The organism is Variovorax sp. GW460-12-1-14-LB1 (assembly GCF_059423605.1).
Genome location: NZ_JBWKYF010000123.1, coordinates 1 through 10,632, shown reverse-complemented (window position 1 = coordinate 10,632; position 10,632 = coordinate 1). Strand labels below are relative to the sequence as shown.

General features: G+C 62.8%; 2 protein-coding genes and 1 pseudogene. 2 read left to right on the top strand and 1 reads right to left on the bottom strand.

Going from position 1 to position 10,632, the window contains the following annotated elements; genetic code table 11:
* A pseudogene (locus AC07Y4_RS31815) lies at positions 1 to 9,669 on the bottom strand (beta strand repeat-containing protein); the annotation flags it as partial.
* 344 nt (positions 9,670 to 10,013) lie between these two features.
* Between AC07Y4_RS31815 and AC07Y4_RS31810 the strand changes: the two are divergent.
* Together AC07Y4_RS31810 and AC07Y4_RS31805 are read left to right on the top strand one after the other, a co-directional pair.
* Positions 10,014 to 10,454, top strand: a complete 441-nt coding sequence (locus AC07Y4_RS31810) for a DUF4019 domain-containing protein (protein ID WP_495275618.1) — start codon at positions 10,014 to 10,016, stop codon at positions 10,452 to 10,454.
* A partial coding sequence (locus AC07Y4_RS31805) for a DUF2827 family protein (RefSeq protein ID WP_492745976.1) occupies positions 10,451 to 10,632 on the top strand: 182 nt, incomplete at its 3' end. The genes AC07Y4_RS31810 and AC07Y4_RS31805, both read left to right, overlap by 4 nt.

Sequence of the window (10,632 nt, the reverse complement as noted above, 5' to 3'; positions counted from 1 at the left end):
GCTCACGTTGCTGTTCGTCGTGCTCAAGCCGGTGGACAGGCTGGAGATGCCGCTGGTCGCAGTGCTCAGGCCAGACGACGTCGAGGTCGACAAGCTGCTCACGTTGCTGTTCGTGGTGCTCAGGCCCGTCGACAGGCTCGAGATGCCGCTGGTTGCCGTACTCAAACCCGACGACGTCGAGGTCGAGAGACTGCTGACGTTGCTGTTGGTCGTGCTCAGCCCGGTCGACAGGCTGTCGATGCTGCTCGTCGCAGTGCTCAGGCCAGACGACGTGGAGGTCGACAAGCTGCTCACGTTGCTGTTCGTCGTGCTCAAGCCCGTGGACAGGCTGGAGATGCCGCTGGTCGCAGTGCTCAAACCCGACGACGTCGAAGTCGAGAGGCTGCTGACACTGCTGTTGGTCGTGCTCAAGCCGGTCGACAAGCTATCGATGCGACTCGTAGCCGTGCTCAAACCCGAGGACGTCGAGGTCGAGAGGCTGCTGACGTTGCTGTTCGTCGTGCTCAGCCCGGTCGACAGACTGTCGATGCTGCTCGTCGCAGTGCTCAAGCCGGACGACGTGGAGGTCGACAAGCTGCTCACGTTGCTGTTCGTGGTGCTCAGGCCGGTCGACAAGCTATCGATGCCGCTGGCAGCAGTGCTCAGGCCACTCGACGTGGACGTCGACAGGCTGCTGACGTTGCTGTTGGTCGTGCTCAACCCGGTCGACAGGCTGTCGATGCTGCTCGTCGCAGTGCTCAAGCCGGACGACGTGGAGGTCGAAAGACTGCTGACATTGCTGTTCGTCGAGCTCAGGCCCGTGGACAGGCTGGAGATGCCGCTCGTGGCGGTACTGAGGCCGGACGAAGTGGACGTCGACAGGCTGCTCACATTGCTGTTCGTCGTGCTCAGACCCGTCGACAGGCTCGAGATGCCGCTGGTCGCCGTGCTCAAGCCACTCGACGTCGAGGTCGAAAGGCTGTCCAGGTTGCTGTTCGTCGTGCTCAGGCCAGTGGACAGACTGGAAATGCCACTGGTCGCCGTGCTGAGCCCCGTCGACAGGCTATCGATGCCACTCGCGACCGTGCTCAGCCCGCTCGACGTGGACGTCGACAGGCTGCTCACGTTGCTGTTCGTGGTGCTCAGGCCCGTCGACAGACTGGAGATACCGCTGGTTGCCGTGCTCAAGCCGGTCGAGAGGCTATTGATGCTGCTCGTGGCCGTGCTCAAGCCGGACGACGTGGAGGTCGACAGGCTGCTCACATTGCTGTTCGTGGTGCTCAGGCCCGTAGACAGGCTCGAGATACCGCTGGCGGCCGTGCTCAAGCCACTCGACGTGGACGTCGACAGGCTGTCCAGGTTGCTGTTCGTGGAGCTGAGGCCAGTAGACAAGCTGGAGATACCGCTGGTCGCAGTACTCAAACCAGACGACGTCGAGGTCGAAAGGCTGCCAATGCTGCTCGTCGCCGTGCTCAAGCCAGACGACGTCGAAGTCGACAGGCTCGAAATACCACTGGTTGCCGTGCTCAAGCCGCTCGAGGTGGATGTCGACAAGCTGTCCAGGTTGCTATTGGTGGTGCTCAGGCCGGTGGACAGGCTGGCGATGCCGCTGGTCGCCGTGCTCAGCCCTGACGACGTGGACGTCGACAGGCTGCTCACATTGCTGTTGGTCGTGCTCAGACCGGTCGACAGGCTGTTGATGCCACTGGTGGCAGTGCTCAAACCAGACGACGTCGAAGTCGAAAGACTTTCGATGCTGCTCGTGGCCGTACTCAGACCGGACGAGGTCGAGGTCGACAAGCTGCTGACGTTGCTGTTCGTCGTGCTCAGCCCCGTGGACAGGCTCGAGATACCGCTGGTGGCCGTGCTCAGACCCGACGATGTGGACGTGGAGAGGCTGTCGATGCTGCTCGTCGCGGTGCTCAGGCCAGACGACGTCGAGGTCGACAAGCTGCTGACGTTGCTGTTGGTCGTGCTCAAGCCAGTGGACAGGCTGGAGATGCCGCTGGTGGCAGTGCTCAGACCCGACGAGGTCGAAGTCGACAGACTGTCGATGCTGCTCGTCGCCGTGCTCAAGCCAGACGATGTCGACGTCGACAGGCTGCTGACGTTGCTGTTCGTCGTGCTCAGGCCGGTAGACAGGCTATCGATGCCACTGGTCGCCGTACTCAAGCCCGACGACGTGGACGTCGACAGGCTGTCGATACGGCTGTTCGTCGTGCTCAAGCCAGACGAAGTCGAGGTCGACAAGCTGCCGACGTTGCTGTTCGTGGTGCTCAGACCCGTGGACAGGCTGGAGATACCGCTGGTGGCCGTGCTCAAGCCGCTCGACGTGGACGTCGACAAGCTGTCCAGGTTGCTGTTGGTGGTGCTCAGGCCGGTGGACAGGCTCGAGAAGCCACTGGTCGCCGTGCTCAAGCCCGTCGACAGGCTGTCGATGCTGCTCGTGGCCGTGCTCAGGCCGGACGATGTAGACGTCGACAAGCTGCTAATGCTGCTGTTCGCCGTGCTCAAACCCGACGACGTGGAGGTCGAGAGGCTGCCGACGTTGCTGTTCGTCGTGCTCAACCCAGTGGACAGGCTGGAGATGCCGCTGGTGGCGGTGCTCAGACCCGACGAGGTCGAGGTCGAGAGGCTGCCGACGTTGCTGTTCGTGGTGCTCAGACCTGTGGACAGGCTGGAGATACCACTGGTCGCGGTGCTCAAACCAGAGGACGTAGACGTCGAAAGGCTGTCGATGCTGCTCGTCGCCGTGCTCAGACCGGACGACGTCGAGGTCGACAGGCTGCTCACATTGCTGTTCGTCGTGCTCAAGCCAGTCGACAGGCTGGAGATACCGCTGGTGGCAGTGCTCAAACCAGACGACGTGGACGTCGATAGGCTGTCGATGTTGCTCGCCGCCGTGCTCAGGCCGCTCGACGTGGATGTCGAAAGGCTATCGATACGGCTGTTGGTCGTGCTCAGGCCCGACGACGTCGAAGTCGACAGGCTCGAAATTCCACTGGTTGCAGTGCTCAGACCGCTCGACGTGGAGGTCGAAAGGCTGTCTAGGTTGCTGTTCGTGGAGCTGAGGCCGGTAGACAGGCTGGAGATGCCACTGGTCGCGGTGCTCAAACCAGAGGACGTCGAGGTCGACAGGCTGCTCACGTTGCTGTTCGTCGTGCTCAGACCCGTGGACAGGCTGGAGATACCGCTGGTGGCAGTGCTCAAACCAGACGACGTCGAAGTCGAAAGGCTGTCGATGCTGCTCGTGGCCGTGCTCAGACCGGACGAGGTCGAGGTCGACAAGCTGCTGACATTGCTGTTCGTGGTACTCAGGCCGGTAGACAGGCTGGAGATCCCGCTGGTGGCGGTGCTCAGACCCGACGACGTCGACGTCGAAAGGCTATCAATGCTGCTCGTGGCCGTGCTCAAGCCCGACGACGTGGACGTCGACAGGCTGCTGACGTTGCTGTTCGTGGTGCTCAGACCGGTCGACAGGCTGGAGATCCCACTGGTCGCCGTGCTCAAACCCGATGACGTCGAAGTCGAAAGGCTATCGATGCTGCTCGTAGCCGTGCTCAAACCAGACGACGTCGAGGTCGAAAGGCTGCTCACGTTGCTGTTCGTCGTGCTCAGGCCCGTGGACAGGCTGGAGATCCCGCTGGTCGCCGTGCTCAGACCCGACGATGTCGAAGTCGACAGGCTGCCCACGTTGCTGTTCGTCGTGCTCAGGCCCGTCGACAAGCTGGAGATGCCGCTGGTCGCCGTGCTCAAGCCACTCGACGTCGAGGTCGAAAGGCTGTCCAGGTTGCTGTTCGTGGTGCTGAGGCCGCTCGACGTGGACGTCGACAGGCTGTCGATACGGCTGTTGGCTGTGCTCAGACCCGACGATGTCGAAGTCGACAGGCTGCCCACATTGCTGTTCGTGGTGCTCAGGCCTGTAGACAGGCTGGAGATGCCGCTCGTGGCGGTGCTGAGGCCAGACGACGTGGAAGTCGACAGGCTGCTGACGTTGCTGTTGGTCGTGCTCAGACCAGTCGACAGGCTGTCGATGCCACTCGTGGCTGTGCTCAAGCCGCTCGAAGTGGAGGTCGACAGGCTGCTGACATTGCTGTTTGTCGTGCTCAGGCTCGTGGACAGGCTAGAGATCCCGCTGGTCGCCGTGCTCAGGCCACTCGACGTAGAAGTCGACAGGCTGCTCACGTTGCTGTTCGTCGTGCTCAGGCCCGTCGACAAGCTCGAGATGCCGCTGGTTGCTGTACTCAGACCGCTCGAAGTAGACGTCGAGAGGCTGTCGATGCTGCTCGTGGCGGTGCTCAGACCCGACGAAGTCGAAGTCGACAGGCTGCTCACGTTGCTGTTCGTGGTGCTCAGCCCGGTCGACAGGCTCGAGATGCCACTCGTCGCCGTGCTCAGCCCCGAGGACGTGGAGGTCGAAAGGCTATCGATTCGACTGTTGGTCGTGCTCAAACCACTGGACGTCGAGGTCGACAAGCTGCCCACGCTGCTGTTCGTGGTGCTCAAGCCCGTCGACAGGCTGGCGATGCCACTGGTCGCAGTGCTCAGGCCCGACGATGTCGAAGTCGACAGGCTGCTCACGTTGCTGTTGGTCGTGCTCAGGCCAGTAGACAAGCTGGAGATGCCACTGGTCGCGGTGCTCAATCCACTCGACGTGGAAGTCGAGAGGCTGTCCAGGTTGCTGTTGGTGCTGCTCAGAGCCGTAGACAGGCTCGAGATGCCGCTGGTCGCCGTGCTCAGGCCGGACGACGTCGAGGTCGAGAGGCTGCTGACGTTGCTGCTGGTCGTGCTCAGACCAGTCGAAAGGCTGTCGATGCCACTCGTGGCTGTGCTCAAGCCGCTCGAAGTGGAGGTCGACAGGCTGCTGACATTGCTGTTTGTCGAGCTCAGGCTCGTGGACAGGCTCGAGATCCCGCTGGTCGCTGTGCTCAGGCCGCTCGACGTAGAAGTCGACAGGCTGCTCACATTGCTGTTCGTCGTGCTCAGGCCAGTGGACAGGCTCGAGATGCCGCTGGTCGCCGTGCTCAGGCCGGACGACGTCGAGGTCGAGAGGCTGCTGACGTTGCTATTGGTCGTGCTCAGGCCCGTGGACAAGCTGGCGATGCCACTGGTCGCCGTGCTCAGACCGCTCGACGTAGACGTCGAGAGGCTGTCGATGCTGCTCGTGGCGGTGCTCAGGCCCGACGATGTGGAGGTCGAAAGGCTATCGATTCGACTGTTGGTCGTGCTCAAACCGCTGGACGTCGAAGTCGACAAGCTGCCCACGTTGCTGTTCGTGGTGCTCAAGCCCGTCGACAGGCTGGCGATGCCACTGGTCGCGGTGCTCAGGCCCGACGACGTAGACGTCGAAAGGCTGTCCAGGTTGCTGTTGGTGCTGCTCAGAGCCGTAGACAGGCTCGAGATGCCGCTGGTCGCCGTGCTCAGGCCGGACGACGTCGAGGTCGAGAGGCTGCTGACGTTGCTGTTCGTCGTGCTCAAACCAGTCGACAGGCTGTCGATGCTGCTCGTCGCAGTGCTTAAGCCGGACGACGTGGAGGTCGAAAGACTGCTGACATTGCTGTTCGTCGTGCTCAGACCCGTGGACAGGCTGGAGATGCCGCTGGTGGCAGTGCTCAAACCAGACGACGTCGAGGTCGACAGACTGCTGACGTTGCTGTTCGTCGTGCTCAGGCCCGTCGACAAGCTGGAGATGCCGCTGGTCGCGGTGCTCAACCCGCTCGACGTGGAAGTCGAGAGGCTGTCCAGGTTGCTGTTGGTGCTGCTCAGAGCCGTGGACAGGCTCGCGATACCGCTGGTTGCCGTACTCAAGCCCGACGACGTCGAGGTCGACAGGCTGCTGACGTTGCTGTTCGTGGTGCTGAGACCGGTCGAAAGGCTGGAGATGCCGCTGGTCGCGGTGCTCAGGCCGGACGACGTCGAAGTCGACAGGCTGCTCACGTTGCTGTTGGTTGTGCTCAGGCCCGTAGACAGACTAGAGATGCCGCTGGTTGCCGTGCTCAAGCCGCTCGACGTCGAGGTCGACAAGCTGCTGACATTGCTGTTCGTGGTGCTCAGACCTGTGGACAGGCTGGAGATACCACTGGTCGCCGTGCTCAGGCCCGACGACGTAGATGTCGAGAGGCTGTCGATGCGGCTATTGGCCGTGCTCAGACCCGACGACGTCGAGGTCGACAAGCTGCCCACGTTGCTGTTCGTGGTGCTCAAGCCCGTGGACAGGCTCGAGATACCGCTGGTTGCAGTGCTCAGACCGCTCGAAGTAGACGTCGACAGGCTGTCGATGCTGCTCGTGGCAGTGCTCAGGCCGGACGACGTGGACGTCGACAGGCTGCTCACATTGCTGTTGGTCGTGCTCAGGCCCGTCGACAGACTGTTGATGCCGCTCGCAGCGGTACTCAAACCGGACGACGTGGACGTCGACAAGCTGCTGACGTTGCTGTTCGTGGTGCTCAGGCCCGTGGACAAGCTGGAGATGCCGCTGGTGGCAGTGCTCAGGCCCGACGACGTCGAGGTCGACAAGCTGCTCACGTTGCTGTTCGTCGTGCTCAGCCCCGTGGACAGGCTCGATATACCACTGGTCGCAGTGCTCAGGCCGCTCGACGTGGACGTCGAGAGACTGTCGATGCGGCTGTTGGTCGTGCTCAGACCCGACGATGTCGAGGTCGACAAGCTACCCACGTTGCTGTTCGTGGTGCTCAAGCCCGTGGACAGGCTGGAGATGCTGCTCGTGGCCGTGCTCAGGCCGGACGAGGTCGAAGTCGACAGACTGCTGACGTTGCTGTTGGTCGTGCTCAGGCCCGTCGACAAGCTGGAGATGCCGCTGGTCGCGGTGCTCAGACCCGACGACGTGGAGGTCGACAAGCTGCTGACGTTGCTGTTCGTCGTGCTCAGACCCGTGGACAGGCTCGAGATTCCACTGGTCGCAGTACTCAGGCCGCTCGACGTGGACGTCGAAAGGCTATCGATGCGGCTGTTGGTCGTGCTCAGGCCAGTCGACGTGGACGTTGACAGGCTGCCCACATTGCTGTTCGTCGTGCTCAAGCCCGTGGACAGGCTCGAGATTCCGCTGGTCGCCGTGCTCAGACCCGACGACGTCGACGTCGACAGGCTGCTGACATTGCTGTTGGTCGTGCTCAGGCCCGTCGACAGACTCGAGATACCACTGGTCGCCGTGCTCAAACCGGACGACGTCGAAGTCGACAGGCTGCTGACATTGCTGTTGGTCGTGCTCAGGCTCGTCGACAGACTCGAGATACCACTGGTCGCCGTGCTCAAACCGGACGACGTCGAAGTCGACAGGCTGCTGACGTTGCTGTTGGTCGTGCTCAAGCCAGTCGACAGACTCGAGATGCCACTGGTCGCCGTGCTCAGACCACTCGACGTCGATGTCGAAAGGCTGTCGATGCGGCTGCTGCTGGTGCTCAATCCGGACGACGTGGAGGTCGACAGGCTGCTGACGTTGCTGTTCGTGGTGCTCAGGCCAGTCGACAGGCTGGAGATGCCGCTGGTCGCCGTGCTCAGCCCGCTCGACGTCGATGTCGACAGGCTGCTGACGTTGCTATTCGTTGTGCTCAACCCCGTGGAGAGGCTGGAGATGCCACTGGTAGCGGTGCTCAGGCCAGACGACGTGGACGTCGAGAGGCTGTCGATGCGGCTGTTGGTCGTGCTCAGACCCGACGACGTCGAGGTCGAGAGGCTGCCGACGTTGCTGTTCGTTGTGCTGAGGCCAGTCGACAGACTGGAGATGCCGCTGGTTGCGGTGCTCAGACCCGACGACGTGGAGGTCGACAGGCTGCCGACATTGCTGTTCGTTGTGCTCAGGCCAGTCGACAGACTCGAGATGCCACTGGTCGCCGTGCTCAGACCGCTCGACGTCGATGTCGAAAGGCTGTCGATGCGGCTGCTGCTGGTGCTCAGTCCGGACGACGTAGAAGTCGACAGGCTGCTGACGTTGCTGTTCGTGGTGCTCAGGCCAGTCGACAGGCTGGAGATGCCGCTGGTGGCCGTGCTCAAACCGGACGACGTCGAAGTCGACAGGCTGCTGACGTTGCTGTTGGTCGTGCTCAGGCCGCTTGAAGTCGACGTCGACAGGCTGTCGATGCGGCTGCTGCTGGTGCTCAGGCCCGACGATGTGGACGTCGACAAGCTGCCGACGTTGCTGTTCGTGGTACTCAGACCTGTGGACAGGCTGGAGATCCCGCTCGTCGCTGTGCTGAGGCCCGACGACGTCGACGTCGACAGGCTGTCGATGCGGCTGTTGGTCGTGCTGAGGCCGGTCGACGTGGAGGTCGAAAGACTGCCGACGTTGCTGTTCGTGGTGCTCAGGCCGGTCGACAGGCTCGAGATGCTGCTCGTGGCCGTGCTCAGTCCCGACGACGTCGAAGTCGACAGGCTGTTGATGCGACTGCTCGCCGTGCTCAGGCCCGACGATGTGGATGTCGACAGGCTGGCGACGTTGCTGTTCGTGGTGCTCAGGCCCGTCGACAAGCTGGAAATGCCGCTGGTCGCCGTACTCAAACCACTCGACGTGGAAGTCGACAGGCTGTCCAGTTCGCTGTTCACCGTACTCAAGCCCGTGGACAGGCTCGAGATGCCGCTGGTCGCCGTGCTCAAACCGGTCGATGTGGAGGTCGAGAGGCTGTTGAGGCGGCTGTTGGTCGTGCTCAGGCCGGACGACGTGGACGTCGACAGGCTGCTCACGTTGCTGTTCGTGGTGCTCAGGCCGGTCGACAGGCTGGAGATGCCGCTCGATGTCGAAGTCGACAGGCTGCTGACATTGCTGTTCGTTGTACTCAGCCCTGACGACGTCGAGGTCGACAGACTGTTGACGCGGCTGTTGGCGGTGCTCAGCCCCGAGGACGTGGAGGTCGACAGCGACCCCACCGTGCTGGCGACCGAGTACAACTGGCTGCCATTGATCGCATCGGTCGAGGTGGAGGTCACCTGGCCCGCCGCCACATTGGTGATCTGGCGCTCAGCGCCCGCCGAACCAACGCTCACGACACTGGTCGGTGTGGCGCCGGCAAACCCGCCCAGCACAACCCCGTTGACCGTCGCATTGGCAGTCGGAACCGCCGCGGCGGTCACGCTGTTACTACCAAGCGCGACGCTGTTGTCGTTGCCGGCGCTGGCTCCCGTGCCGATCGCCACGGCGTTGGCGCCGGCGCTCTTCGCGCCGCCATCCACCGTCAGGTTGCCGCCGATGGCCACGCTGTTCGTTCCGCTGGCATTTGTCGCCCGGCCGATGGCCACGGCCTGCTCGCCCGACGCGACCGAGCCACCGTTGCCGGTTCCGTCCCCGCCCCCTACCGCGACCGATGAAGTCCCGCTGGCCTTGGCGTCGTTGCCCAGGGCGTAAGCCCCTTTGCCCGAGGCTTTGGCACCAGAGCCGATTGCCGTCGAGCTGTGAGAGCTCGCCTGGGCGTTGTTCCCGATCGCGAGAGAGTAATCAGCAATTGCATACGCACTGTTGTTGCCCGACGTGCCGCTGCCATTGCCATTGCCAATGGCGATGGCATTGGTCACCGAGTTCGGTGCGTACCCGCCGCCGAGCTGATAGGAAGCGTGTCCCCCCGTCGCGACAGCCATGAGCGTCGCCGCTGCGACTGCCGCTCGAACCAGCTTCGATGTGCTCTTCTTTCCCCTCGCCGAAGTGATTTCAGACGCCGCAACCCAGGCCCCCAGGGCTTCATTCCAGATACTTCGGTAAGACTTGTTCATATTCTTCGAGCTCGGTTCGCAGAGGGCGGGCGCGGTATCAACGGCGGAGGAAGGCAACGACCGCCCGCGGTTCGTCGCCCCAGCCAGGGTCGTAGTTACCCTGACGTTCACAATGGACGCGGTAATGTACGCAGCCGTTTACATTTGCAGCCATTTCGGTCTACCGGAAACCGTGAAATGATGATTTAGTTCACAAACTTTCACGATTGGCGACAAATCCAGGCGCGGCGATGTCGCTGTGGAACGTCGATCCGAACGCCCCGCCTAGAATCGCCGCCGCTGTCTGTCACAGCGGTTTTCCTCACAAAAGGTGCCCAATGAAGCCGTTTCCCCCCCGTTTCCTGGCCGCATGCACGCTGGCCCTGGCCGGTTCCTGCGCCCTGGCGCAGGACGGCAACTCCGCCGACGAACTCGTCCAGGCGGGCCTCAGCAGCCTCAAGCAGATCGATGAGAACCGGGCGGGAGAGATCTGGGATACCGCGTCTGCGTTTGTGAAGACTCGCTTTCCCAAGGCCGAATTCGTTGCCAACACGCAACGCTCGCGCCAGACCGTGGGCGTCGTGGCCCGCCGTGACTGGGCCAGCGTGACCCGCATCCGCTACCTGGACGACAGCACCGGCATCCCTGCAGGCCTGTACGCCAACGTCGACTTCGCCACCCGCCTGACCAACGACAAGACGGTCTTCGAAAAAGTCAGCTTCCGCCTCGAACCCCAAGGCTGGCGCCTGACGGGCTACATCCCCCGCGAAAACCAATGACCACCGCCTCGGGTGCCGGCCTGCGCATCGGCATCACGATCGGCCTTCACCACGAGGCCGAGACCCTCTGGAACAACGGCATCAAGCAGAACGCCGTGTTCCTGGCAGAGGCGCTGAAGCACTGCCCCAGCGTCGCCTCGGTGGTGCTGGTCAACACCACCGCCACCCCCATCACCCC